This is a genomic window from Kutzneria viridogrisea DSM 43870, assembly GCF_000525635.1.
In the GTDB taxonomy this organism is placed as follows: domain Bacteria; phylum Actinomycetota; class Actinomycetes; order Mycobacteriales; family Pseudonocardiaceae; genus Kutzneria; species Kutzneria viridogrisea.
In genome coordinates this window covers 438,286-464,069 of the sequence record NZ_CP007155.1, presented here as the reverse complement: position 1 = coordinate 464,069, position 25,784 = coordinate 438,286, and the positions used below count along the sequence as shown (strand labels likewise).

At 71.0% G+C, this 25,784-nt stretch carries 19 protein-coding genes, 1 tRNA gene and 1 pseudogene; 10 read left to right on the top strand and 11 right to left on the bottom strand.

Going from position 1 to position 25,784, the window contains the following annotated elements:
• Nucleotides 1-1,440, top strand: coding sequence for a sensor histidine kinase (locus KALB_RS02270; RefSeq protein ID WP_236650155.1), 1,440 nt, complete (start codon nucleotides 1-3; stop codon nucleotides 1,438-1,440).
• Here KALB_RS02270 and mgrA read toward each other — a convergent pair.
• From mgrA to KALB_RS02255, 3 genes are all read right to left on the bottom strand, one after another.
• On the bottom strand, nucleotides 1,399-2,391 hold the full coding sequence (gene mgrA, locus KALB_RS02265; RefSeq protein WP_236650311.1) for an L-glyceraldehyde 3-phosphate reductase: 993 nt from the start codon (nucleotides 2,389-2,391) through the stop codon (nucleotides 1,399-1,401). The two genes, KALB_RS02270 and mgrA, sit on opposite strands and share 42 nt — an antisense overlap.
• A 94-nt stretch (nucleotides 2,392-2,485) precedes the next feature.
• Nucleotides 2,486-3,061 carry a Uma2 family endonuclease gene (locus tag KALB_RS43585; protein ID WP_025354100.1) on the bottom strand — a complete coding sequence of 192 codons (576 nt, stop codon included), beginning with the start codon at nucleotides 3,059-3,061 and terminating at the stop codon, nucleotides 2,486-2,488.
• Nucleotides 3,062-3,149: 88 nt separating this feature from the next.
• Entirely contained in the window at nucleotides 3,150-4,070 is a 921-nt protein-coding gene (locus KALB_RS02255; RefSeq protein ID WP_025354099.1) for an NADP-dependent oxidoreductase, read from the bottom strand.
• Between the two features lie 78 nt (nucleotides 4,071-4,148).
• Here KALB_RS02255 and KALB_RS02250 point away from each other — a divergent pair, with 78 nt between their 5' ends.
• Together KALB_RS02250 and KALB_RS02245 are read left to right on the top strand one after the other, a co-directional pair.
• Entirely contained in the window at nucleotides 4,149-4,556 is a 408-nt protein-coding gene (locus KALB_RS02250) for a winged helix-turn-helix transcriptional regulator (RefSeq protein ID WP_025354098.1), read from the top strand.
• Between the two features lie 173 nt (nucleotides 4,557-4,729).
• Complete coding sequence (locus tag KALB_RS02245) at nucleotides 4,730-5,236, top strand: DUF6069 family protein (protein ID WP_025354097.1); 507 nt, start codon at nucleotides 4,730-4,732, stop codon at nucleotides 5,234-5,236.
• On the opposite strand, the gene KALB_RS43580 is transcribed toward KALB_RS02245, so the two are convergent.
• Complete coding sequence (locus KALB_RS43580) at nucleotides 5,197-7,257, bottom strand: tetratricopeptide repeat protein (RefSeq protein ID WP_025354096.1); 2,061 nt, start codon at nucleotides 7,255-7,257, stop codon at nucleotides 5,197-5,199. The genes KALB_RS02245 and KALB_RS43580 overlap by 40 nt on opposite strands.
• 2 nt (nucleotides 7,258-7,259) lie before the next feature.
• On the bottom strand, nucleotides 7,260-8,429 hold the full coding sequence (locus tag KALB_RS02235) for a hypothetical protein (RefSeq protein ID WP_025354095.1): 1,170 nt from the start codon (nucleotides 8,427-8,429) through the stop codon (nucleotides 7,260-7,262).
• A gap of 449 nt (nucleotides 8,430-8,878) precedes the next feature.
• On the opposite strand from KALB_RS02235, the pseudogene KALB_RS50155 reads away from it, so the two are divergent.
• Nucleotides 8,879-9,034: pseudogene (locus KALB_RS50155) on the top strand (helix-turn-helix domain-containing protein); the annotation flags it as partial.
• A gap of 75 nt (nucleotides 9,035-9,109) precedes the next feature.
• The gene (locus KALB_RS49010; protein ID WP_236650154.1) at nucleotides 9,110-9,277 is read left to right on the top strand and encodes a hypothetical protein; all 168 of its coding nucleotides are present in this window, start codon (nucleotides 9,110-9,112) and stop codon (nucleotides 9,275-9,277) included.
• Here KALB_RS49010 and KALB_RS02230 read toward each other — a convergent pair.
• From KALB_RS02230 to KALB_RS02210, 5 genes are all read right to left on the bottom strand, one after another.
• On the bottom strand, nucleotides 9,261-9,761 hold the full coding sequence (locus tag KALB_RS02230) for a GNAT family N-acetyltransferase (RefSeq protein WP_025354094.1): 501 nt from the start codon (nucleotides 9,759-9,761) through the stop codon (nucleotides 9,261-9,263). The two genes, KALB_RS49010 and KALB_RS02230, sit on opposite strands and share 17 nt — an antisense overlap.
• A 43-nt stretch (nucleotides 9,762-9,804) precedes the next feature.
• Entirely contained in the window at nucleotides 9,805-11,067 is a 1,263-nt protein-coding gene (locus KALB_RS02225; protein ID WP_025354093.1) for an aspartate kinase, read from the bottom strand.
• 1 nt (nucleotide 11,068) lies between these two features.
• Nucleotides 11,069-12,415, bottom strand: coding sequence for an aspartate aminotransferase family protein (locus KALB_RS02220; protein WP_025354092.1), 1,347 nt, complete (start codon nucleotides 12,413-12,415; stop codon nucleotides 11,069-11,071).
• Nucleotides 12,415-16,284, bottom strand: a complete 3,870-nt coding sequence (locus tag KALB_RS02215; protein ID WP_081789154.1) for a Pls/PosA family non-ribosomal peptide synthetase — start codon at nucleotides 16,282-16,284, stop codon at nucleotides 12,415-12,417. The genes KALB_RS02220 and KALB_RS02215 overlap by 1 nt, the downstream gene beginning before the upstream one ends.
• Before the next feature lie 705 nt (nucleotides 16,285-16,989).
• Nucleotides 16,990-17,065, bottom strand: a tRNA-Thr gene (locus KALB_RS02210).
• A gap of 319 nt (nucleotides 17,066-17,384) precedes the next feature.
• Between KALB_RS02210 and KALB_RS02205 the strand changes: the two genes are divergently transcribed.
• The 5 genes from KALB_RS02205 to KALB_RS02185 all read left to right on the top strand — a co-directional run bounded on the left by KALB_RS02205 (nucleotide 17,385) and on the right by KALB_RS02185 (nucleotide 24,411).
• Nucleotides 17,385-18,785 (top strand): threonine/serine exporter family protein, encoded by a 1,401-nt coding sequence (locus KALB_RS02205; protein WP_025354090.1) that lies wholly within the window; start codon nucleotides 17,385-17,387, stop codon nucleotides 18,783-18,785.
• 96 nt (nucleotides 18,786-18,881) lie between these two features.
• Nucleotides 18,882-20,309: an alpha,alpha-trehalose-phosphate synthase (UDP-forming) gene (locus tag KALB_RS02200; RefSeq protein WP_025354089.1), complete on the top strand. Its 1,428-nt coding sequence runs from the start codon at nucleotides 18,882-18,884 to the stop codon at nucleotides 20,307-20,309.
• Nucleotides 20,310-20,374: 65 nt separating this feature from the next.
• Nucleotides 20,375-22,909 carry a trehalose-phosphatase gene (gene otsB, locus KALB_RS02195; RefSeq protein ID WP_025354088.1) on the top strand — a complete coding sequence of 845 codons (2,535 nt, stop codon included), beginning with the start codon at nucleotides 20,375-20,377 and terminating at the stop codon, nucleotides 22,907-22,909.
• A 40-nt stretch (nucleotides 22,910-22,949) separates the two neighbouring features.
• Complete coding sequence (locus tag KALB_RS02190) at nucleotides 22,950-23,693, top strand: alpha/beta fold hydrolase (RefSeq protein WP_025354087.1); 744 nt, start codon at nucleotides 22,950-22,952, stop codon at nucleotides 23,691-23,693.
• 19 nt (nucleotides 23,694-23,712) lie between these two features.
• Nucleotides 23,713-24,411 carry a hypothetical protein gene (locus KALB_RS02185; protein ID WP_148309326.1) on the top strand — a complete coding sequence of 233 codons (699 nt, stop codon included), beginning with the start codon at nucleotides 23,713-23,715 and terminating at the stop codon, nucleotides 24,409-24,411.
• Here the strand turns inward: KALB_RS02185 and radA are convergent.
• On the bottom strand, nucleotides 24,405-25,781 hold the full coding sequence (gene radA, locus KALB_RS02180) for a DNA repair protein RadA (protein ID WP_025354085.1): 1,377 nt from the start codon (nucleotides 25,779-25,781) through the stop codon (nucleotides 24,405-24,407). The genes KALB_RS02185 and radA overlap by 7 nt on opposite strands.
• Between the last annotated feature and the right edge of the window lie 3 nt (nucleotides 25,782-25,784).

Here is a 25,784-nt window from a genome sequence, read left to right as displayed (position 1 = left end):
GTGGCCACCGCGTGGCGGGGCCTGCGCCTGGGCACCCGCCTCGCGCTGGCGCTGGGTGTGCTGGCACTGGTCGTGTTCGGACTGGTCGGCGCGATCACGGTGTCGGTGATGCGGGAGTCCCTGCTGCACCGGCTGGACTCCCAACTGGACGACCTTCAGGTGCAGTACCGGAACACCCAGCTGGCGCCCCGCCCCACGCGTCCCTCCAACCGGGACACGCTGGTGGGCGTGGTCTACCGGTTCGGCGACGACGGCGCACCGGTAGCCGTGGAGAGCACGAACCTGCCCTCGGACACCAGCATGCTGGAGGCCATGGCCAAGTCGGTGCACACGGGCTCGCGCGCGGCGCGGCAGACGGTGTGGTTGGCGGGCAACGAGTACCGCGCGCTGGCCATCTCCGTGCCGGGCAGGGTCCGGGTGCTGGCCATTTCGCAGGAGGAGACCGAGCACACGATCAAGACCCTCGCCCTGGTGGAGGCGCTGACCTTCTTCGCGGCGCTGGCGGTGCTCGTCGGCGCCGGGGCCGCCGTGCTGCGCAGGGGTCTGCAACCGTTGGGGGACATGGCTTTCACCGCGCACGAGATCGCCTCGACCGACCTGACGGCGCGTTCGGTGGACCTGTCGACCAGGGCCGAGGGCACCGGCGGCGGGCTGGAGGTCGAGGAGCTGCGCACCGCCTTCAACGTGATGCTCGCGCACATCGACGAGTCCCTGGCCGCGCGCTCGGCCGCCGAGCAGCGGCTGCGCCAGTTCGTCGCGGACGCCTCGCACGAGCTGCGCACCCCGCTGACCTCCATTCGCGGCTACGCGGACCTGTTCGCCTACGCGGCGGCCAACGAGCCCGCCGAGCGGGACCGGCTGATGGGCCGGATGCGCGAGGAGGCGGGCCGGATGAGCGCACTGCTGGACGACCTGCTGCTGCTGGCCAGGCTGGACGCCACCGAGACCCCGCTGCGCCCGGAGCGGGTGGACCTGGTCGAGCTGGCCATGGCCGCCGCGGAGGGCTTCCACGCGGGGCGGCCCGAGCACCCGCTGAGCTTCGACTCCCAGGTGGACAGTCTGCGGCTGGACGCCGACCCGATGCGGCTGCGGCAGGTGCTGGACAACCTGCTGACCAACGCGGCGGTGCACACCGAGCCCGGCACGGCGGTGGCGCTGCGGGTGCGCACCGAGCCTGACTGGGCGGTGGTCGAGGTGGCCGACGCCGGGCCGGGCATCAGCGAGCAGGCCCAGGCCAGGGTGTTCGACCGGTTCTACCGGGTGGACGACTCGCGGACCAGGGGCAGCGGCGGAACAGGCCTGGGCCTGTCCGTGGTGCACTCACTGGTGGCCGCGCACGGTGGCACGGTGTCGCTGACCAGCAGGCCGGGCGACACCGTGTTCACCGTGCGACTGCCCTCAGCCAGCCTGGTGGGAGGGAGCCCACAGGTCGATTCCTGACTCCACGGCGTACTTGTCGATCTGGGTCAGCTCGTCCTCGGTCAGCGGCGGCCCGTCCAGCGCGGCCACGTTGTCCTCCAGTTGGGCCACCGAGCTGGCGCCGATCAGCGCCGAGGTGACCCGGCCGTCGCGCAGCGCCCAGCTCAGCGCCAGCTGCGCCAGGCTCTGACCACGCCCGGCCGCGATCTCGTTGAGCGCCCGGATCCGGCCCAGGTTCTCCTCGGTGAGCAGGCTGGTGGACAGGGACTTCTGCTGGCTCGCGCGGGAACCCTCGGGCACCCCGTCGAGGTACTTGTCGGTGAGCATTCCCTGGCCCAGCGGGGAGAACGCGATGCACCCCGCACCGACCTCGGACAGGGTGTCCAGCAGCTCGGGCTCGATCCACCGGTTGAGCAGCGAGTAGGAGGGCTGGTGGATCAGCAGCGGGACGCCCGCCGAACGCAGCAGCTCGGCCGCCTCCCTGGTCTTGGCCGGGGAGTAGGAGGAGACGCCCACGTAGAGCGCCTTGCCCTGCTGCACAGCGGAGACCAGCGCGCCGACCGTCTCCTCCAGCGGGGTCTCCGGATCGAACCGGTGCGAGTAGAAGATGTCCACGTAGTCCAGGCCCATCCGGGTCAGCGACTGGTCCAGTGAGGACAGCAGGTACTTGCGCGAGCCCCACTCCCCGTAGGGCCCGGGCCACATGTCGTACCCGGCCTTGGTGGAGATCAGCAGCTCGTCCCGGTAGCGGCGCAGGTCGTCGTCCAGGATGCGGCCGAAGTTGCGCTCGGCCGTGCCGTACGGCGGCCCGTAGTTGTTGGCCAGGTCGAAGTGGGTGATGCCCAGGTCGAAGGCCCGGCGCGCGATGGCCCGCCCCGACTCGTAGGGGCGGTCGTCGCCGAAGTTGTGCCAGAGCCCGAGCGAGATCGCGGGCAGCTTGAGCCCGCTGCGACCGCACCTGCGGTAGTCCATCCGGTCGTAGCGCTGGTCGGCAGCCTGGTACGGCACGTGGTGCCCCTCCCGTAGTGGTTCACGTGGCGGCACCGCCGAGTCTAGGCAGAACGGGTCAGGGACTCAGGTCGGCGGGATCGAAGGTCACCGGCTCGGGTGCGGTCCTGAGGGTGACCTCCGCGCCCGACACCGCGGTGGTCTCCGCCACGTAGCCGTCCTTCTCCAGGCGGTGCGCGGTGACGGTCACGCCGCCGACCTTGTTCAGCTCCACCGCCCAGAAGAACGGCACCCCGGCCAGCGCGTAGGCGGCCACCTTGTTCGCCCGCTCCTCGGCGGTGTTGCCCGGGGACCACACCTCCACGGCCAGTTCCACGTCCCCGGCCCGGAAGCTGGTGCCCACCGGCCTGGTGTTGAGCACCACCACGTCGGGGACCAGCCCGGTGCGGGCCCGCGTGCTGATCCCCACCGCGACCGCGGTCACGACGTAGAGGTCGGTACGGCGGGACAGGGCGGCCTTGAGCACCGCGCGGAGTTCGTCCGCCGCGTACTGGTGTTGTCCTGCCGGTGCCGGACTCACGTGGAAGTAGCCCCAGATCAGTTCGAGCCGGGTCCCGTCCTGCGGCGGCTCGGCGGTCAACCAGTCGTCGACCGTGTGGGGGCCCATCTCGTGGTGCAGCAGTGCGGCCGTCACTCGACCCGCCTCCTCAGCTCGACTCACGACCACCCTCCCACGCACCCCTGACAAGTTCCGTTCAGCACCGAGTCTCCCCCACCAGTCGTCACGGCACCAGCACGACTCGTCCCCGCAGGCCGCCCTTGGCGAGTAGCTCGTGGGCGTGCCGCACCTCGTGCAGCGGCAGCGTGTGAGCGACCCTCAGCGTGAGCTCGCCCCGCTCGGCGAGCGCGGACAGTTCGGCGAGCCGGGGGCCGTCGGCGTGCACGCGCACGGTGGCGACCCGGATCCCGCGCTCTGCCAAGGGTTCCGCCCCGATGCGCACCGCGACGAGCACGCCGCCGGAGCGCACGGCACCGAGCGCGGGCGCACCCAGCACGGCGGTGTCCAGCACACCGTCGACCCCACCTGGCACGAGTGCGCGCACCGCCCCGGCCAGATCGCCACCGCGGGGCACGAACCACTCGGCGCCGAGCCCGCGCACGAACTCCTCGTCGCGCGGATCTGCTTGTGCCACAACACGAATCGCACGCCGGGCGGCCAGCTCCACGGCGAAACCGCCAACGGCGCCGGCGGCACCGGTCACCAGCAGGGTGCTGCCGGGCTCGAACTCGAACAGGTCCAGTGCCTGTGCGGCGGTCAACCCGTTCAGCGGCAGGGTCGCCGCCGCCACGGTGGGCAGTGCGGTGGCGGCCACGGCGCTCGCGTCCAGCAGGACGTGGTCGGCCTGGGCGCCGAGCGGGGTGGCCGGCCGGTCGCGCAGGCCGATCACGGTGTCGCCCACGGCGAAGCCCGCGCCTGGGCCCGCGGCGTGCACGGTGCCCGCGACGTCCCAGCCGAGGCCGACCTGGTCCACCTCGCCGAGCAGTGCCGCCAGCGCCCCGGACCGGGTGGCCAGGTCCACCGGATTGACGGTGGCGGCGCCGACCTTGACCAGGACCTGCCCCTCAGCCGGTTCGGGGACCGGCACCTCCGCGATCTCCAGCACCTCGGGACCACCGAACTCTCGTGTGATGACTGCTCTCATGGGCACCAACTTAGAAGCTGATACTCTCTTCTGGTAAGTACATACTTAAAAGTGCGTAACTTACCCGGAGGAGGCCCGGTGCCCACGCTGACCGCCACCGCGCGCAGGAACGAGGCGCGGGAGACCTACAACGCGTTCCTGGCGACCTGCCCGGCGCACCAACTGCTGGCCAGGATCAGCGACAAGTGGGTGAGCCTGGTGCTCAGCGCGCTGTCGAACGGCCCGATGCGCTACAGCGACCTGTCCCGCAAGATCGCCGGGGCCAGCCAGAAGATGCTCACCCAGACCCTGCGCACCCTGGAGCGGGACGGCCTGGTCTCCCGCGAGGTCACGCCCAGCGTGCCGGTGCGGGTTGACTACGCGCTGACCGAACTGGGCGCCAGCCTCATGCCGGTGATCCGCGCGGTGAAGGACTGGTCCGAGCGCAACATCACCTCGGTGCTGGCCGCACGGCAGTCCTACGACCTCGGCGCGACCTCCCGGTAGCCCCCCCCCGATGCTACGACCTGCGCGAACCCCGTTCCGGACGGCGAGGTCGCGCCATTGGACCAGGGCCGAGGGCGGCCGTTGGATGATCTTCCGGCGCGGCGCGCGGCGCGGGCTTGTGATCGGCGGGACAATCGGGGGTGCAAGCCCGCCAGGTGGAAGGACGGACGGACATGACCGACTACGGGGACGCTCCGATCACCGTGCAGTCCGGTCGGCTGTGGGCAGGTGCCGCGGCGACAGCGCTGGTGGCCGGGCTGATCTCGATCGTGGGCATCCTGATCGGCCGGGGCCTCGTGCACGCGGAGGTGCTCGCCCCCAAGGGCGACGGGGTGTGGGGCGGGGCGAACACCGTGACCTACGCCATCGTCTCCGCCGCGATCGCGTTGCTGGCCGCGGGGCTGCTGCACCTGTTGCTGCTGACCACGCCGAGAGCGACCACCTTCTTCACCTGGATCATGGTGCTGCTCACGCTGATCGCCGTGGTGCTGCCGCTGAGCCTGCCGGTGAACTGGGACAGCAAGATCACCACGGGTCTGATCAACCTGGTGATCGGGCTGGTGATCACGGGGATCCTGACCGGGCTGGCGCCCAGCGCGGTCAGGATGACCCCGCCTCCCCCGCACCGCCCCCGGGAGGACTACGACGAGACCGTGGAGTGGCCCGACCGCAGGCGCTGATCGGCCAGGCAGGCGGCCCGCTGCCCGCGCAGCTCCGCCTCGTCGGCGCCGGGCAGTTCCAGTGCCGCGTCGAAGTCGCGCAGCGCCAGCTCCACCTGACCGCTGGCGCGCAGCGCGACCCCGCGGTTGAACAGCACGTCCGGGTCCGCGCCGACCTGTTCCAGGGTCCTGGTCAGGTCCTCGACGGCGTGCTCCAACCGTCCCGCGTCGAAGTGCACGGCGGCCCGGTTCACCAGCGCGGCCGGGTAGTCCGGGTCGGCCGCCAGCGCCGCGTCCAGCGCGCGCAGTGCCCGCTCGGGCTCCCCGCGCTCCAGCGCGATGGTGCCCGCCATGCACAGCAGCCTCGGTTCCCCTGGCAGCAGCGCCAGCCCGGCCAGCACGTCGGCCTCCGCCTCGTCCACCCTGTCCAGCCCCAGCAACAGGTCCGCGCGGGTGATCCGGGTGTCCACCTCGTCGGGTTCCATCTCCAGCACGTAGTCCAGGTCCGCCAGCGCGCCCCCGGTGTCACCGACCTCGATGCGGGCGGTGGCCCGGTTGTAGTACAGCTCCGGGAAGGGCGGGGCAAGCCGCACGGCGTGGTCGTAGTCGGCCAGCGCGGCGGCGAAGTCCCCGCGCTTGCGGGAGACCTTGGCCCGCTCGGACAGGTAGTCGGTGTAGTACGGGTCCAGGCCCACCAGCGTGGTGTAGTCCGCGTACGCCTCGTCCAGCCGGCCCGTGGCCAGCAGCAGCCGCGCGCGGTTGTAGAGCAGCTGCGAGCGGTGCAGCACCCACTGGTCGGGGTCCAGTTCCCGGTCCAGGCGGTCGATCCCGGTGTTGATCAGCTCCAGCGCGCGGCCCAGGTTGCCCCGGTGCATCTCGATCAGCGCGAGGGCGTTGTTCTGGAAGCCGGTGAACACCAGGCGTTCCCGCTCGTCGGGCAGCAGGCTGGCGATGGCCAGCGCGTTGTTCTGCCACTCCAACGCCTTCTCGTGGTCGCGCGGGGTGAAGAACCTGGTGTACAGCATGGCGATCGCGTAGCTGGTGGTCATGTGCACGCGCGGCAACGGGTAGCGGTGCCGCAGGTCCTCGTACAGGCGCAGCGAGCCCTCCAGGTCACCCAGCGGCACCAGCGCGGCAGCGGCCTGGCAGGTGAACTCGCAGTACACACGTTGCTGTGCAACAGGATCAGTGACCGCACGCCCGCGCATGCCCAGATCCGCGATGGCCGCCGAGAAGCCCACCTCCACACAGAACTGCAGGGCTCGCGCCAGTGCCTCCCGCCCCGCACCACCCGGGTCGGTGCCGCGCTCCCGGTGGTAGGTGATCGCGCCGACCTTCGTGCCCCAGCTCGATCCCGGTTCCAGCTCGTCCGCGCGCCGATCGTGTTGTGCCGCGACAAGTGCCGGGTCGGCAGCCCGGTAGGCGGCGAGCTCGGCCGGGTCCTCGCTCGTGCCGTCCGAGGCGATGTAGGCGGCCACCAGCTCCGCACTACTCCGATCGTCCACAGTGGACTCACTGGGCTCGGCCCGCACCGTGCGCAGGCCGTCCACGGACAACTCGGCACCGGACACGACCACCCGCAACCGGGCGGGATCCGCGCGGCGCACCAGGATCGTGACGAGTTCGCGGGTGGTCGGCTCCGCCTCGTGCAGGTCCTCGAACACCAGGCTCATCGGCCGGTGCTCGGCCAGCCGCAGCAGGAAGGTCACCACCCCCTGGCTCATGCAGCGGATCATGCCGGAGCCGAAGAACCGGGTCCGCTCGGTGAACGGGGAGTCGGCGGCCAGCGTGCTCGGCGCGGGCCCGATGATCTCGGCGAGTTCGGGCATGCCGTAGAGCAGCTCCACGCGATGCTGCTCGACCAGGTCGGGGTGCTCGGCGGCGGCCTCTCCCAGCAGCGCGGCCAGCACCTCGTCCACCCCGGTGTAGGGCCCGCGCAGCCGACGGTGACAGCGCCCGACGGCGGTGTGCGGCCCCTCCTGGGCCCAGCGGCGCTCGCGGTCGGCGCGGCGGTTCCCGACGATCACCAGGTGCTCACTCATGATCAGGTCATCTCCCGGATCGGGGCGCGGCGCTTGCGCCGGGACAGGTGGGCCAGCAGGGCGAGCTGACCGAGGTTGACCAGCAGGGACACCGCGCCGTCCCAGAAGGCGGCGTCCACCCTGCCGGAGACCAGCCGCCCGCCGATGGTGGTGGCGTACTCGACGACCACCGGCACGCTGGCGAACACGGCGATGCCCAGCGCGGTGGTCACGCCGAGCACCAGGAACGGCCCGTACCAGCGGCCGACCCTGCGGTCGTGCTCGGTCCACGCGCTCTCGTCGACGAGCTTGTCCGCACGACCGAGCAGGCCCCAGAAAGCGTTGCGCAGCAAGGCTTTGCTCGCCTCGTGCAGGGAGTAGCAGTTGAAGGCGGTGGCGAACACGTAGTAGAGATCGGTGCGCAGGAAAAGCTGGAACTGCCAGGCGAAGCGCATCACCACGGTGAAGCCCATGGCCAGCGCGAGCCGACCGGCCAGCGAGAGGGACCCGTCCGCTTCGCGGGTGGCCGCGGCGAGCAGGTCCAGGCAGGCCAGCACGAGTAGGTCGCACAGCATGCCCGCCAGGAAGGGCAGGTACCGCTTGGCGCGCGGCACGCTGAGCACCCCGTTGAGCTTGGTCTCGAACACGATGTAGGCCAGCCGGTTGCTCATGCCCAGCTGGCTGGTCAGGCCCAGCCGCTGCCCGGCGAGCACGTGGAAGCCCTCGTGCAGGAACAGCAGCGGCACCTGGCCGAAGGTGATCACGAGCTGCACCACGATCACCGAGGAGGTGAAGAAGATCTGCCCCGGCGCGGGCAGCAGGTCGGGTTGCCCGGCGAGCACCACCAGCCAGGCGGCGAGCAGCACCGCGAAGCACACCCACGCGGCCGGGGAGAACAGCGCGCGGCCCAGCCAGCGCCAGCGCAGCGCGCCCGCGGTGCTGTCGGCGGCCTCCCCCTCGTGCCGCACGAACCCGAGCTCGTCCAGGGTCTCCAGGAACTCCTCGACGTCGACGGGTTCACCGTAGGTGTCCTCGTACCAGCGGGCCGCGTGGTCGGGGGCCATGCCCTCGGCCATCCTGCCCAGCAACGCGGCGCCGTCCGCGGGCAGCACCGCGTAGGAACCGGTGCCCATCCGGCCGACAACCACCTCGTCCCCCTCGGGCACGAAGCTGAGCTGGTGGAACGAGACCATGGCCGCCCTCCCTCACGGGACCCGCGTGCGCCGGAGTGGGCGCACGCGGGCCGGTGTCATGCCGTGTGTCAGGCGTTGACCACGTGGTACGGGCACTGGCAGGCGGCCGAGGTCAGGCGGACGTCGCCCGCACGGCGCACGGTGATCTTCTTCATCTTGGTCGTCGTCTTGAGCTTCATCCGATCCTCCAGGGTTCGAACACCGACGGCATTCACTTTCGCCGCTGACGGATTTCTATCAGCCGCAAACCGGTCGAATGGCGTTCACGACCACTTTCAGAACACCGTGAGAACAACGGAGCGTGCCCACTCGGTCACCGAACAGAACTGGGTCGATTCGCGAACGCGGACGTAACTCTTTCGGAGGATGCGTTGACGGGGTCCCGTGTCGAACACTCTGTCGTCCGACGAGAGAACACACTGGTCAGCGTCGGTCTGAAGGGGCAGGACATGAGGGAAACTGGGGCAGCGGCGATCCGTCTCGGCGCCGAGTTGCGCAGGCTCCGCCTGGAGCGGGGGCTCTCCCTGCGGGCGATGGCCAAACGGGTGGGAATGAGTGCGCACAGCGGACTGGTTGACTACGAACGGGGGAATCGCATTCCTCCGCACGACCTGCTGACCAGTTATCTGAGAGAACTGAGACCGACCGATCAGAAATTGGTGTCACTACACCGCTTGGCAATGTCAGAACGGGCAGACCTGCGGGCCGGAATAGCTCCGGAACCGCCCGTGTCGCCCATTGTCGTGTCCCCGGCACCGCCGAGGGTGCTGCGGGTGACCGCCACCGTGCTGGGCCACGTGGCCAGGACCCTGCAGGGCGTGGCCGAGCGCATCACCCGGCTGCCCTGAGCTCGAACTCGGCGTGCACGGCACCGCCCTCGGCGCGCAGGCGGGCACCGAGCCCGCTGAGCGCGCCGAGGGCGGCGGCGTTGTCCGCGGTGGTCCGCGCGACCACCCGCCGCACCCCGGCACGCTCGGCCTCCGCGAGCAGGGCCGCCAGCGCGGCGGCGCCCAGGCCCCGGCCCCGTGAGCCCCGGCCGAGCCACATGCCGGTCTCCACCACGCCCGGCTCGTCCAGCCTGCTCATCCGGATCATGCCCACGACCGAGTCCTCGGACAGCACGGCGTACATCTGGGTGCGGTGCACGCCGCCCAGCCCGTCGAAGTGCTTGCGGTGGAAGGCCCGGAACGCCTTGTGCCGCAGCGGCGGCCACCCGGGTCCCGCCGGCACGGCGGGCATCACGTCCTCCGGTTCCGCCTCGGCCACGGCGAGCGCCAGCAGTCGCTCCACGAGGTGGTCGTTGACCGGTTCGAGCCGGACGCGAGGTTGCACGCCCGCAGTGTCACCGACCGGGGCGAGCCCGGTCCACCGGGTTTCAGCGCCCGCTGCCCGCGTACACCACCGCCTGCTCGCTGCCGCCGAGCTGGAAGGCGTCGTGCAGGGCGCGCACCGCGTCGGACACCTGGAAGTCCTTGCACAGCACCGAGATCCGGATCTCCGAGGTGCACATGATCTCGATGTTGATGCCGACCGAGCTCAGCGCCTCGCAGAAGGTGGCCGCCACCCCGGGTTGAGCGCGCATTCCCGCACCAACCAGCGAGACCTTGCCGACGTGCTCCTCGTACAGCACGTCCCGCAGGCTCAGCTCGCCCCGCCTGGCCAGCAGCGCGGCCACCGCGGCCGGACCGTCCTGTTCGGACACCGTGAAGGTCAGGTCGGTGCGGCCGGGCTGGGTGCACACGTTCTGCACCACCACGTCCAGCTCGATCTGCTGGTCGGCGAGTACCCGGAAGACCGCCGAGGCGAAGCCGGGGCGATCGGGCAGGCCCGCCACCACGACCTTCGCCACCGACCTGTCGTGCGCGACACCGGTGATCAACGCCTGTTCCACGGTCTGCTCCTCCACTGAGCCGAACACCGTCGTGCCCGGCTCGCCGCCGTAGGCCGAGCGCACGTGCAGCGGAACCCCGTTGCGCCGCGCGTACTCCACGCAGCGCGACATGAGCACCTTCGCCCCGCTGGCGGCGAGTTCGAGCATCTCCTCGTAGCTGAGCCGGTCCAGCCGCCGCGCGTTGGGCACGATGCGCGGGTCGGCGGTGAGCACCCCGTCCACGTCGGTGTAGATCTCGCAGACATCGGCCTTGAGCGCCGCGGCCAGCGCCACCGCCGTGGCGTCGGAACCACCGCGCCCCAACGTGGTCACGTCCCCGGTGGGCAGGTGCACGCCCTGGAACCCGGCGACGAGCACCACCGCGCCCCTGGCGAGTTCCTCGCGGACCCGCCTCGGCCGGACCTCGGTGATCCGGGCCCGGCCGTGCGCCCCGGTGGTGATCATCCCCGCCTGCTCCCCGGACAGCGAGCACGCCCGCAGGCCCAGGTCCTCCAGTGCCATCGCCAGCAGCGAGTTGGACACCCGCTCCCCGGAGCTGAGCAGCATGTCCAGCTCGCGGGCCAGTGGCTCGGCGGTCACCCGCCCCGCCAGTTCGAGCAGGTCGTCGGTGGTGTCGCCCATGGCCGAGACGACCACCACCACCTCGTGCCCCGCCCGCCGGGTGTCGGCCACCCGCCGGGCCACGGCACGGATCCGGTCCGTGCTGTCCACCGAGGAGCCGCCGTACTTCTGCACGACCAGCGCCATGTCAGCAGCCTTCCTTGATGGCCTCGACCAGGATGGCGCAGGCCTTGTCGACCACCTCGGCGGTGACGTTGAGCGGGGGCAGCAGGCGCACCACGCTGTCCTGCCTGCCCCCCAACTCCACGATCAGCCCGTTGCGCAGCGCACGGGCCTGCACGGCCCTTGCGAACTCCCCCGCGGGCCGCCCGTCCACCGGATCGGCCAGCTCGATGCCCCACATCAGGCCGATCCCGCGCACCTCGCGCACCCACGGGTGCTCGGCCAGCACGCCCAGCCGGGCCGCCACCTGCGAGCCCCGCCGGTCCACGTTGCCCAGCACGTCGTCCCGGCGCACCACGCGGATCGCCTCGACCCCGGCCGCGAAGGCCAGCTGGTTGCCGCGGAACGTGCCCGTGTGCGCCCCAGGCGCCCAGCTGTCCAGCTCACGGTCGTACATGATCATCGCCACCGGGGAGCCGATCCCGCTCAGCGCCTTGGAGGCCACGATGACGTCCGGTTCGATGCCGTAGCGCTGGAAGGCGAACCAGGTGCCGGTGCGGCCGCAGCCGGTCTGCACCTCGTCCACGATCAGCGGGATCTCCAGCAACCGGGTCAGCTCCCGCACCCGGCGCACGAACTCCGGCACCGCCGGGATCACCCCGCCCTCGCCCTGCACCATCTCCATGATCACCGCGGCCGGGCGGGGCAGCCCGCTGTTGCCGTCGGCCAGCGAGCGCTCCAGGAAGGACACGCAGTTGGTCAGGCAGCTGTCCTGGCTCAGCCCCACCGGGCAGCGCGTGCAGTACGAGTACGGGAAGAAGTGGATACCCGGCACCCCGTTGGCGACCGGTTGCTTCTGCGCGACCAGCCCGGTCAGCGCCATGGCGGCGTGCGTGCTGCCGTGGAAGCCGCCCTGGAAGGCGATCACCTCGCCGCGACCGGTGGCCGTCTTGCACAGCTTCACCGCGGCGTCCACGGCGTTGGCCCCGGTCGGCCCGCACAGGTGCACCTTCATCCTGTCCCGCAGCGCGGGGTCGAGCATGGACAGCTGGGCCTGCACGAACTCCTGCTTGGCCGGGGTCGGGAAGTCCAGCGCGTGGGTGAGCCTGCCCAGCTGATCGGTCATGGCCCGGACCAGCTCGGGGTGGTTGTGGCCCAGTGAGAGCACGCCCGCGCCGGCCAGGAAGTCGATGAACACGTTGCCGTCGACGTCGCGCACGAAGCTGCCGGACGCGTCGGCGATGGCGATGGGCAGGTGGCGGGGGTAGGTGCGGGCGTTGGACTCGACCTGGGCCTGTCGGCTGAGGTACTCAGCCGAGCGCGGGCCTGGCAGGTCTCCCTCCACGTCCGGACCAGTCAGCAACGGGGTCATCACGACCTTCTCGGTTCGGTGGTTGTCTGGGTGCGGGCGGGAATGCCGCGCCAGCGGGTGTGTTCGGGCAGGGTTTCGCCCTTCATCACCAGGGACATCGCGTCCAGGCTGGCGCCTTCGCCGACGACCGCGTCGTAGAGCACGACCGAGCGCACGCCGACCGAGGCACCGTCGCCGATGCGGACGCGGGACATCTTCATCACGCGGTCCTCGAACAGGTGGGTCTGCAGGGAGGTGAACTCGCCGACCGCGGTGTCGTCGCCCACCTCGACGAGGTCGAACTCGGTCAGGAAAGTGGTGGACAGCCAGGTGCGGCGGCCGATCTTCGCCCCGAACAGGCGCAGGACCGGTGCTGCGAAAGGAGATCCGGTCAGCATCGCCAGGAAGCCGGGCACGACGAGGTTCTCGTACAGCCCGGTGATCAGCTCGGTGCGGCGGACCCAGATGCTCCACAGGGCCTCGGTCCTCGGCCGGTAGCGGCCGATCACCACCCACTTGAGCAGGGCCACGATCAGGGTGGACGCCAGGCCGATGCCGAGCACCAGCGCGGGGCTGACCGCCGCCACGGCCCACGCGGGCCAGGACCTGGCCAGCTGCACCGCCGTGTAGTAGCCAGCCAGCACGGTCAGGCTGGCGATCGTGCCGGGCAGCGTCACCCGGAAGTACTCGATCAGCAGCCGCGCGACGATCAACCACTTCGTCGGCTGGAAGGTGAGCCGGTCCGGGAAGATCTGGCTCGGTTGCCGGGTGGGCAGGAAGATCGCCGGGGAGCCGAGCCAGGTGGTCTCGGGCTCCACCGGCTTGGCCGGTGCCACGGAGTGCACGCCGAGCAGGCTGTTGTCGCCCAGCTTGGCCGCGCCGGGCACCAGCGCGCCGTTGCCGACGAAGGTGCGCCTGCCCACCTCGGCCGGGGACAGCGCGACGCAGCCGCGGTGGAACACCGCCGGGCCGACCACCGCGATGTCGGCCACGAAGCTGCGCTCGCCGATGATCAGCATGTCCGGGTCCACGAAGTTGACCGTGGCCACCTCGGACCAGCGCCCGGTGCGGGCGCCCAGTGCGCGCAGGAACGGCACCAGGTAGAGCGTGGAGTACAGCGCGTGCGTCACGCTCAGGCTCGTGGCCATCATGCCGTCACTGATCCACTTGCGGACGCCGAACCCGCTGCGCTCCTGGTGGATCCCCGGCCTCGGGCCCGGCATGACCGCGCGCTTGACCAGGACCACCAGCACGCAGGTGGTGAACGGCACCAGCGGGCCGCCGACCAGGGTGAGGATCATGCCGTTGAGCAGCCCGTGGTGGTGGGTGGTCAACGCGACCACGAGCACGGTGGGCACCGCGATCAGCACCGGCATCAGCATGAACAGCACGGCACCGGCCAGGTAGCCGAGCAGCACCAGCACGGGCCAGCGCCGGTCCTGGGCGCTGGCGGCCATGGCCGCCAGCAGCGGGGGCGCCGCGGGTTGGCGTGTCGCTGGCGAGCCCGACCAGTGCTCGCCGTCCGGGATCACCTGGTCCGCCGCGACCAGCGACTGGTCGCCGACCGAGGCGTCCGCGCCGATCTCCGCACCCGGCAGCACCACGCAGTTCGTACCCAGGTAGCTGCCCGTGCCCAGGCGGATCGGCGCCAGCCGCAGCCAGCCCGCCTCCACCTGGTAGGGCTGCACCCGCGCGCCGTAGCCGATGCTCACGCCCGCACCGATGTTCACCAGCGCGGGCAGGCCGACCACCGAGGACATGTGGCAGTCCCGGCCGATCCGCGCACCCATCAGCCGCAGGTAGGGCGCCAGCAGCGGAGATCCGGCCAACAGCGGCAGCGGTGCGATCCCGACAACCTTGCCGTACAACCAGAAGCGCAGGTATGTCAGTCCCCACAACGGGTAGCGGCCCGGTTTGAGCCCGGTCATGAGCAGTCGGCCGCCCACGATCGGCAGCAGCAGGTAGGAGGCCGCGAGCCAGCCGAGCGCGGGCAGGATCGCGCTGTTGTCGTACAGGAAGAGCACAAGAGGCATGCCCAGCAACAGGATCCAGCCGTAGAGCAGCACCAGCTGCGCCGCCCCGCAGAGCGCCACGCGCAGGCTGGAGTGCTTGAGCGCGGGCTCGGCCTCGACCTCCGTGGCGGGCTCGCTGGCCTCGATGAACGCCGCGAGGGCGCGGATCGTGGAGTGCGCGTACAGGTCGCCCATGGCAACACCACGCAGCTCAGGTTCCTTGCGCAGCCTGGACATCAGCTGTGCGGCACTCATGGAATGCCCGCCCAGGTCGCAGAAGAAGTCCTCGTCGATGGAGATGTCCGTGCCGCCCAACACCTCCGACCAGAGCTCCGCCAGCTTGCACTGCACGGGGCCGGTCGGGGGCACCAGTGGTGCGGCACTGCGCCCCAGCGGGGGTGAGCTGGGCGCGGGCAGTGCCGACCGGTCCACCTTGTCCGCCGCCAGCAAGGGGAACTCCGCAAGCACTTCCACGAAGGCAGGGATCATGTACGTGGGCAGCCTGCGCCGCAGCACCGCGAGCAGCCGCTCGCGCAACCGCTCGTCCTGTTCCCCGCGCAGGGTCACGTAGCCGACCAGGTCGGTCACCACCCCGTCGCGTTCCAGGGTGGTCACGACAGCGTTTTCCACCGCGGGCTCCTCCCGCAGCACCTGTTCGATCTCGGCCAGCTCGATCCGGTAGCCGCGCACCTTGACCTGCGTGTCGATCCGGCCCAGGTACTCGATCTCGCCGTCCGGGGTGTACCGCCCGAGGTCCCCGGTCCGGTAGACCCTCGGCGCGTGCTCCCGGTCGGCCAGCACGGGGTTGGGCACGAAGCGCTGCGCGGTGAGCCCGGGCCGGTTCACGTAGCCGATCGCCACGCCCGGTCCGCCCACGCAGATCTCCCCGGGTTGGCCCTCCGGCACCGGCCGCAGCTGCTCGTCCAGCACGTACACCCGGTACGAGGGCAGCGGGGTGCCGATCGTCACCGGCCGGTCCGGGCTCAGCTCCCCGCAGGTCGCGGTCACGGTGGACTCGGTGGGCCCGTAGGCGTTGAGGATGCGTCTGCCGGGTCTCGACCAGCGGCGGACCAGGTCCTGCGGGCAGGCCTCCCCGCTGACCAGCAGGCTGCGCAGGGTGGGCAGCTCGGCGTCGATCGTGGTGAGCAGGGTCGGCACGCAGCACAGGAAGGTGATGTCCTGCTCCGCGAGGAATTCGGACAACCCGGCACCAACCCGGCGGTCGTCGCCCGGCCCGGTCACCAGCGTGGCGCCGGCCAGCCAGGCGGGCCAGATCTCCTCCACGGAGAAGTCGAAGGCGATGGACAAACCCTGGTAGACCCGGTCCTCCGCCCGCACCTGGTAGATCGGGGTCACCACGTCCAGGAAGTTCACGATGCTGGCGTGCGAGACCGCGACGCCCTTCGGTTTTCCCGTGGTACCCGATGTGTAGATGACATAACACAACTGCTCGGGCTCGAGGTATACCTGTGGACGCTCGTCCGACATACCGACGACAGATGTACCGTCTATTTCCAGCAACGGGCAGGGCAGATGGCCCACAGCACCGCTGGTACCGGAAGTCGTGACCAACTGGCACAACCCCGCATCCTGGGCAATGAACTCCAGTCGATCTGCTGGAAAGGACGAGTCCAGCGGAACATATGCCGCACCCGATTTCAGCACACCGAGCAGCGCGATGTAGGTGTCGATCGAGCGTTCCACCAGGATACCGACCGCATCACCCTCGGACACGCCGCGCGAGCGCAGCAGGTGAGCAAGCCGGTTGGCGGCCCGGTCCAGCTCTCGATAGCTCAGTTCAACGTTTCCGCAGGCCACAGCAATGGCCTCCGGATGTCGATCACAGGCCCTTTCGAAGCACTGCGGTAGCGACCGCACGGCTGTCTGCACAGCAACCACGGTTTCCCCTCCACACGAACCACCATTTGGCGGGGCGATCCCACCTTTACGTCACGGCAGAAGAAATGACGGCCGACCGGGCCCCCAGTACTGCCCCCGTCGTACAAGCAACGAAAGATAGGGCCAGTCCAGCTCACGGGACAGGGCCATTACGGTGACGCCAGAACCGGTCAACTGTGAAACCCTCAAGCTCCCCGAACAGGCAATTCGTGGGATGTTTTGGACATAACCAGACCGGGTGACGACAAATTTCGACACACAGAAACGCCTTGCTTTGTCGGCCGGGTTACAAGTTTCACGGTTGACCGCACGGAGTGGCTGATCCGACCGGCCGAAGGTGACCTCACCAGAATGGTATGTGTGAAGGTCACGGTCCGTGCCAGTACACCCCCGAATCAGACGAACGGGATCACCCGATAATCGAGCCATCCTCACTCACCGCACTTATTCGCGAGTCCCGCTCACTGTAGGCCGAGTCCCGCTCACACGGGATCGAGTCCCGCTCAGCGCACAGCCCCGGAATCACCCCGGCCTCGGCACAGCGGGATTCGCACGCCCGAGAGCGGGACTCGGGCGCGGCCGAGCGGGACTCACGGGTGGGTGGAACTGGATCTTGGTCCACTCTGCCGGGTGATGCCGCCGCGGCGCGACACGCGCCACGGCGGCACTACTTCCCGTTCACGGTGGAGCCGGCGGCGGGACTCGAACCCGCAACCCCTCGCTTACAAGGCGAGTGCTCTGCCAATTGAGCTACGCCGGCACGGTCGGCCCTGCGGGCCCGCGGCCGTGCTCTCCGGCCATGCTCATCGTAAAGGCCAACAGCGCGTGCCACCTGCGGCGAATGCTCTGCTCAGGGTAGACAGACGTTCCTCCAAGTGGAGGGATGGTCAGCCTGCCGAGTGGGTGTTGACAGATCAACGAGTGCCGTGACCAGCGGCGAAGCACCGCCCACGATGAGTGTCGCGAGTCATTCGAACGGGGTAACCCGGGTGAGCGTGTCCGACAACACGTACGCGGTCGTGCAACGGTCGGGTGAAGCCACCCGATCTGGCCATTGAGAACAACGAGGAGGTAACCGAGTGCGGCGCAGGACCGGGGCGCGGGGCAGGTTCTGGCGCGATCGGGCCGGATTCCTGCCGAGACAGCCCCTGACCAGCGAGGACAGTCCGGTACTCGGGCCGGAGCTACCCCCTGACTCCACCGTCAACCTGGTGCTGGACCTGGCCCTGCGCATCGGTGAGGTGCAACTGGCCAGCGGGGCGGCCGCCGCCGACGTCACGGCCACCCTGCTCACGGTCACCGAGGCCTGCGGCCTGCCGCACTGCGAGGTGGATGTGATCTTCACCTCGATCTCGGTCTGCTGCCACCGCGGCACCGCCGCCTCACCCGTCACCTCCATGCGCGTCGTGCGGTCACGTGGCCTGGACTACACCCGCCTGGCCGCCGTGGAGCGGCTGGTGCGCGAACTGGGCGCGGGCACGCTGACCCCGGAGTCGGCCGCCACCGAGCTGGACCTGATCACCAAGGCCCCGCACCCCTACCCGCGCTGGGTGGCCACCGCCGCCTGGGCGGGCATGGCGGCCTCCGTGGCGCTGCTGCTGGGCGGGAACGCGGTGCTCGCGCTGTTCGCCGCGCTGGTGACGGCGGTGGTGGACCGGATCGGCCGGCTGCTCAACCGCCGCAAGCTGCCGTTCTTCTACCAGCAGGTGGTCGGCGGGGCGGTGGCCTGCGGGGCGGCGCTGGTGGTGACGGCCTCCGACCTGGTGCCGGTCGGCCAGATGGCGCTGGTGGTCGCCGCGGGCATCGTGGTGCTGCTCTCAGGGCTGTCGGTGGTCAGCTCGGTGCAGGACGCGATCACCGGCTACAACGTGACCGCCTCGGGCCGCGCGATGGAGACCCTGCTGATGACGGCGGGGCTGATCGCCGGGGTGGTGCTGGCCCTGCGCATCGGTGTGCAGCTGGGGGTGAACGCCACGCTGGTGCAGTCCGCCCCGCTGGCGTTCAGCGCGGTGCCGATCCAGGTCGTGACCGGCGCAACCGCTTGCGCCTGCTACGCGCTGGCCAGCTACGCCCAGCCGAGGGCCCTGCCGGTGGCCGGACTGGCCGGTGCGGGCGGGGTGGGCTGCTACGCGGTGTTGCAGGCCAGCGGGATAGACATGATCACGGCCACGGCCCTGGCCGCCGTGCTGATCGGCTTCGGTGGCGCCCTGATGTCGCGCCGGCTGGGCATCGCCCCGCTGATCGTCGTGGTGTCCGGCATGACCCCGCTGCTGCCCGGGCTGACCACGTACCGGGGGCTGTACCAGTTGATCGTGCAGGGGGACATGACCGGGCTGTCCACGCTGGTGGTGGCGCTGGGCATCGGGCTGGCGCTGGCCGCCGGGGTGGTGCTCGGCGAGTTCCTGGCGCAACCTGTCCGCAGTGGGCTGGGCAGACTGGAACGCAGGTTCTCCTGGCAGCGGCGTGACCGGTACCACTAGGGGGTAGCCCCGTCGGCAGGACGCGGCCCCGGCCGGGGCTGGCTAGCCTCGACAGGGCTGCGCCGCGTGTTCCACCGACAAGGAGGCGTTTCCGCCTTGAGCACCACGGGCTCGGACTTCATCGTCGTCGCCAACCGGCTCCCGGTAGACCTGGAACGGCTACCGGACGGCACACAGCGCTGGAAGCACAGCCCTGGTGGCCTGGTGACCGCGCTGGAGCCCTTCCTTCGCTCGCGCAGCGGGGCCTGGGTCGGCTGGCCGGGTGTGGCCGACGCCGACGTGGAGGAGTTCGAGGAGGAGGGCCTGCGGCTGCACCCGGTCGGCCTGTCCTCGGCCGAGGTGCGCGACTACTACGAGGGCTTCTCCAACGGCACGCTGTGGCCGCTGTACCACGACGTGGTGGCGCCGCCGGTGTTCGACCGGTCCTGGTGGGAGAGCTACGTCAAGGTCAACCGGCGGTTCGCCGACGCCTGCGCCTCGATCGCGGCCCCCGGCGCGACCGTGTGGGTGCAGGACTACCAGCTGCAACTGGTGCCCCAGCTGCTCCGCGAGCAGCGGCCCGACCTGCGCATCGGCTTCTTCCTGCACATCCCGTTCCCGCCGGTGGAGCTGTTCATGCAGCTGCCCTGGCGCACGGAGATCATCCGAGGACTGCTCGGCGCCGACCTGGTGGGCTTCCACCGGCCGGGCGGGGCGCAGAACTTCCTCTGGCTGGCACGCAGGCTGGTCGGCCTGGAGCCCAGCCGGGGCGCGGTCGGCGTGCGTACACGTCCGGGTGTCGTCCAGGTGGGTGACCGGACGGTCCGGGTCGGTGCCTTCCCGATCTCCATCGACGCCGCCGGGCTGGACGCGATCGCGCGCAGCAGGGAGACCCAGCAGCGGGCCAAGCAGATCCGCGCCGAGCTGGGCAACCCGAAGAAAATCATGCTCGGGGTGGACCGGCTGGACTACACCAAGGGCATTGACGTGCGGTTGCACGCCCTGCACGAGCTGCTTGCCGAGGACAGGCTCTCCGCCGAGGACGTGGTCATGGTGCAGTTGGCCACCCCAAGCAGGGAGCGGGTCGAGCACTACAAGAAGATGCGCAGCGAGATCGAGCAGGTGGTCGGGAGGATCAACGGAGAGTTCTCCCGGGTGGGTCACCCAGCCGTGCACTACTTGCACCAATCGGTGGATCGCAAGGAGCTCTGCGCGTTCATGAGTGCCGCAGATGTGATGGTTGTGACGCCTGTCCGAGATGGTATGAATTTGGTCTGCAAGGAGTACGTCGCCTGCCGGTACGACCTCGGTGGCGCGCTAGTGCTCAGTGAGTTCGCCGGCGCGGCATCGGAGCTCACCAGCGCGTTCCTGGTCAACCCGCACGACCTTGACGGGGTCAAGAACGCTCTGCACGCAGCCCTCACCGTGGACCCGGCGGAGGGGCGCCGTAGGATGCGCGCGCTGCGCCGTCAGGTCCTGACCCACGACGTCGACCGCTGGGCGCGGTCTTTCCTCGAGGCTCTGGGCACGGCGCCAGCGCACTGATTCAATTCAGAGTCTGGCCCACATCTGCATACCCCGACCATCCCCCGAAAGCCTGAGGAGGAGGCGTGACCGCCGAGGCCCTCCCCGCGGAGCTCCGACGCGCGCTCGTCCAGATCGCGCGCACCCCGCGGCTGCTCGTAGCGTGCGACTACGACGGAACGCTCGCACCGATCGTGCAGGACCCCGAGCAGGCCCGCCCGTCGACAGAGTCGGTCGGCGCGCTGCGCTCACTGGCCGGCCTGCACGAGACGACGGCCGCCGTCATCTCGGGCCGCGCCCTGCGCGACCTGGCAGCTCTGTCCAGACTGCCCGGAGAAGTACACCTGGTCGGCAGCCATGGATCCGAGTTCGACGTCGGGTTCGTGCACGCCATCGACGCTGAGGCGAAGGACCTGCACCGCAGGATCCAGTCCAGCCTGGACGAGCTGGTCACCGGTGCCGAGGGCGTGCACCTGGAGGTCAAGCCCGCCAGCATCGCCGTGCACGTGCGCCGGGCGGCCCCCGAGGTCGGCGAACGCGTGCTGGCCACCGTGCGCACCGGCCCGGCCGCCTGGGACGGCGTGCAGGTGACCGAGGGCAAGGCCGTGATCGAGCTGGCCGTGGTGCAGACCGACAAGGGCCACGCCCTGGACGTGCTGCGCCACCAGGTCGGCGCCACGGCCGCGATCTTCCTCGGTGACGACGTCACCGACGAGAAGGCCTTCGCCCGGCTGACCGGCCCCGACCTGGGCATCCACGTCGGAACCGGCGAGACCCTGGCCGGGTACAAGATCAACGACACCACCGACGTGGCCACGGTGCTGGCGTTCCTGGTCGAGGAGCGGCGCACCTGGCTGTACGGCGAGCAGGCACCGCCCATCGAGCGGCTGTCCATGCTGGCCAACGAGCGCTCGGTGGCGCTGGTGACCCCGGACGCCCGGCTCACCTGGATGTGCCACCCCGAGCCGGACTCGGCCGCGGTGTTCGCCGACCTGCTCGGCGGCCCCGGCGCGGGCATGTTCTCGATCAGGCCCGAGCGCAACGGACTGCCGCTGGGCCAGCGCTACCTGCCGGGCACGATGACCGTGGAGACGCGCTGGTCGCGGCTGCTGGTCACCGACTACCTGGACCACTACGCGGCACCGCACCGCACCGACCTGGTGCGCGTGGTGTCCGGTTCGACCAAGGCCGTGGTGGAGTTCGCGCCGCGCCCGGAGTTCGGGCAGGTCCCGGTGCGCATCGCGGTGGAGGCCGACGGCCTGCGCGTGCTGGGCACCACCGACCCGATCGTGCTGCGTGCCCCCGGGCTGACCTGGCAGATCGCCTCCGACGGCATGCACGAGACGGCCACCGCCGTGATCGAGCCCGGTGAGAACGCGCCCGTGGTGCTGGAACTGCGCTGCGGCACCGACGACCTGTCGGCCAACCCGGTCAGCGAGTCCGAGCGGCGCAACCGCGCGGGCAGCTACTGGTCGGAGTGGCTGTCCGGGCTCAAGCTGCCCGAGCTCGAGCGCGACCTGGTGGCCCGCTCCGCGCTGACCCTGCGCGGGCTGTGCCACTCGGAGACCGGCGCGATCATGGCGGCGGCCACCACCTCGCTGCCCGAGGAGATCGGCGGGGTCCGCAACTGGGACTACCGCTACTGCTGGCTGCGGGACGCGGCGCTGACCGCGCAGGCACTGGTCTCGCTGGGCTCCACCAGCGAGGCCGAGGCCTACCTGAGCTGGGTGCACGGCGTGCTGGCCACGCTGCCCGGCCCGGAGCGGCTGCACCCGCTGTACACGATCCACGGCACCACGCTGGGCCCCGAGGCCGTCATCGACACGCTGCCCGGTTACGCGGGCTCGCGGCCGGTGCGCGTGGGCAACCTGGCAAACCAGCAGGTGCAACTGGACGTGTTCGGGCCGGTGGTGGACCTGGTCGCCAAGCTGACCGAGGTGCGCGGCAAGCTCACCGACGACGACTGGCGCATGGTCTGCGCGATGGCCGAGGCGGTCTCCCGCCGCTGGCACGAGCCCGACCACGGCATCTGGGAGGAGCGGCACGCGCCCCGGCACAACGTCTACTCGAAGGTCATGTGCTGGATGACCATCGACCGGGCGGTGCGGCTGGCCGAGACCTACGGCCGCGAGTTCGACCCGTCCTGGCCCGCCCTGCGCGACACGATCGCCGCCGACGTGGTCAAGAACGGCTGGAACGCCGAGGTGGGCGCGTTCACCACCGCCTACGACGGCACCGACCTGGACGCGGCCTCGCTGCACGTGGGCCTGGCCGGGCTGATCGACCCGACCGACGAGCGGTTCCAGTCCACGGTCACCGCCATCGAGGCGGAGCTGCGCAGCGGTGCCACCGTGTACCGCTACCACCGCGACGACGGCCTGCCCGGGGACGAGGGCGGCTTCCACCTGTGCGCGGCGTGGATGGTCGAGGCGTACCTGCTCTCCGGTAGGCGCACCGAGGCCGAGGAGCTGTTCGCGCAGATCGTGGACTGCGCGGGCCCGACGGGTCTGCTGCCCGAGGAGTACGACCCGGTCGCCGAGCGCTCGCTGGGCAACCACCCGCAGGCGTACTCGCACCTGGGCCTGATTCGCTGCGCCCAGTTGCTCAGCGCCAGCAGGTAGTTCGCGCATCAGAGGGCCACCCGGTCGATAGCCTGACCGGGTGGCCCTCTCGTACGACGTGGCCGGTTCCGGCACGCCCGTGGTCCTGCTGCACTCCACCGCCTGCGACCGGCGCATGTGGGACCCGCAGTGGGCGGCCCTGACCGAGCGGCACCGCGTGCTGCGCCCCGACTTCCGCGGCTACGGGCAGACCCCGCGCGGCACCGGGCCGTACACCGACGCCGAGGACGTGCTCGCGCTGATGGACTCGCTCGCCATCGACTCGGCCGCGCTGGTCGGCGCCTCGTTCGGCGGGCGGATCGCGCAGGTGCTGGCCGCCGACCACCCGGAGCGGGTCAGCAGGCTGGCGCTGCTGTGCGCGGGCACACCCGGCGGGCAGCCCGGCCCGGACATGGACGACTACCTCCAGGCCGAGGCGAGGTTGACCGCCGCCGAGGACGTGCCGGGCATCGCCGAGCTGTTCGCGCGGACCTGGCTCGGCCCCGCAGCAGACGACTCCGCCCGCGAGGCCGTGCGCGCCATGCGCCTGAACTCGGCGCGGATGGCGACCGAGCCCGGTACCTGGGGCACGTCGGCGCTCGTGGACCTCCGGGAGATCACGGCGCCGACCCTGGTGGTGTCGGGGCGGCACGACCTGCCCACCTACCAGCGGATCGCCCGTGAGGTGGCCGACCGGGTGCCGGGGGCACGCCTGCTCGAACTGGACTGGGCGGGCCACCTGCCCAGCCTGGAGCGCCCCGCCGAGATCACGGCCCTGCTGCTGGAGTTCCTCGCGGTACCGTGAGAGCAGGGGGGTGGTCGCGATGCAGCTGCGTGATCCTGAGGTGCGACCGGGGCAGTTCCTGTTGCGGGAGACCCACTCGTGGCAACTGTCCAGCGTCATGTCAGTGGACAGGAACGGCTCGCTGCACGACCCGGGTCTCGTCCGGAAGGTCGAGCACCGGTCGCGGACCTGGATACCCGCAGACTTCGAGCAGGAGTGGGTGCAGCTGCGGATCACCACGGGCGCCTACGAGTGGGTGCGCGGGGACGAGCAACGCGGGCGCGAGTTCGGGCTGGACCCGGTCGTACCGGAGACAGCGGTGCACCGCGCACCGCGTGGGGAGTTCTTCGGCGCCCACCCCGGCGGCTGGATGACCCCCAACCCCGAGTGGCTCGCGGCCCTGCCCGCGGATCGCGAGGAGCTGTACCGCAAGCTGCGCGCGGACACCGCGGGACGCGGCAGGGACCCCGACCTACAGGTCGTGGTGTACGCCACCGCCGCACTGCGCAGCGGCATCGTGCCCGCCCCGGTCCGCAGCACCATCTACCAGGCACTGGCCCTGGTGCCCGGCATGGTGGTCACGGAGACCTCGTTCCGGCTCAGCCGGGCCGGGACCACCACGGAGCTGGAACTGGACCCGGACACCGGGCTGGTCGTGGCCGAACACGACCAGAGCGGTGACCTGCCGAGGACCACCACGACCACCCGGACCTCGGTGGTGGACGAGATCGTCTACTGAGCCACGTCGTAGAGCACCTGCAACGCGGCCCCCAGGTCCGGCACGACCAGGGTGCGGATGCCCTCGGGCAGCGGCCCGGCGTCCGGCGGCACGAGGGCGCGGGTGAAACCCAGCCGGGCCGCCTCGGCCAGCCGCCTGCCCACCCCGGTGACCCGGCGCATCTCCCCCGCCAGCCCGACCTCACCCAGCACCACCACGTCGGCGGGCAGCGCCACCTCCCTGGCCGCCGAGGCCACCGCCAGCGCCACGGCCAGGTCGGCGGCGGGCTCGGTGATCCGCATGCCGCCCACCGCCGCGGTGAACACGTCCTGCTCGCTGAGCTTGACCTTGCCGCGCCGCTCCAGCACGGCCTGGATCATGGCCACCCGGCCGGAGTCCAGGTCGCTGACGGCCCTGCGCGGGGAGGGCAGGTGCGACTTGGCCACCAGGGCCTGCACCTCGGCCAGCAGCGGGCGCTTGCCCTCCATGGCCACGGTGACCGCCGTGCCGGGCACCCCCACGTCCTTGCGGTTGAGGAACAGCCCCGAGGGGTCCGGAACGCCCTCGATGCCGTCGTCGCGCAGCTCGAAGCAGCCCACCTCGTCGGCGGGCCCGTAGCGGTTCTTCACCCCGCGCAGCAGGCGCAGCGTGGAGTGCCGGTCGCCCTCGAACTGGAGCACCACGTCCACCAGGTGCTCCAGCACGCGCGGGCCCGCGATGGAGCCGTCCTTGGTGACGTGGCCGACCAGCACCACCGGCAGCGAGTGCTCCTTGGCCAGCGCGATCAGCGCGGCGGCCACGGCGCGCACCTGGGTGACCCCGCCGACCGTCCCGGTGTCCGAGGTGGACTGCACGGTCTGCACCGAGTCCACGATCATCAGCCCGGGCTTGACCGCCTCCACGTGCCCGAGCACCGCGGACAGGTCGCTCTCGGCGGCCAGGAAGATCTCCTGGTGCAGGTTGCCGGTGCGCTCGGCGCGCAGCCGCACCTGACCGGCCGACTCCTCCCCTGTGACGTACAACACAGGCGAGCTGCCCTGCTCGGCCCAGCGGTGCGCGACCTCCAGCAGCAGGGTCGACTTGCCCACCCCGGGCTCCCCGGCCATCAGCACCACCGCGCCGGGCACGATGCCGCCGCCGAGCACGCGGTCCAGCTCACCGACCCCGGTGGGCTGCGCGCGGGTGGTCTCGACGTCGACCTCGGAGATGCGCCTGGCCGGTGAGCTGGGTGCTCCGGCCGCGACCCTGGCCAGCCCTGGCCTGGCGGCGGCCCGCTCCTCGATCGTGCCCCAGGCCTGGCACTCGGGGCAGCGGCCGAACCACTTCGCCAGCTCGTGCCCGCACTCGGCGCAGCGGTAGCCCGGCTTGGCCGGACGTGCGTTCTTCACCACACC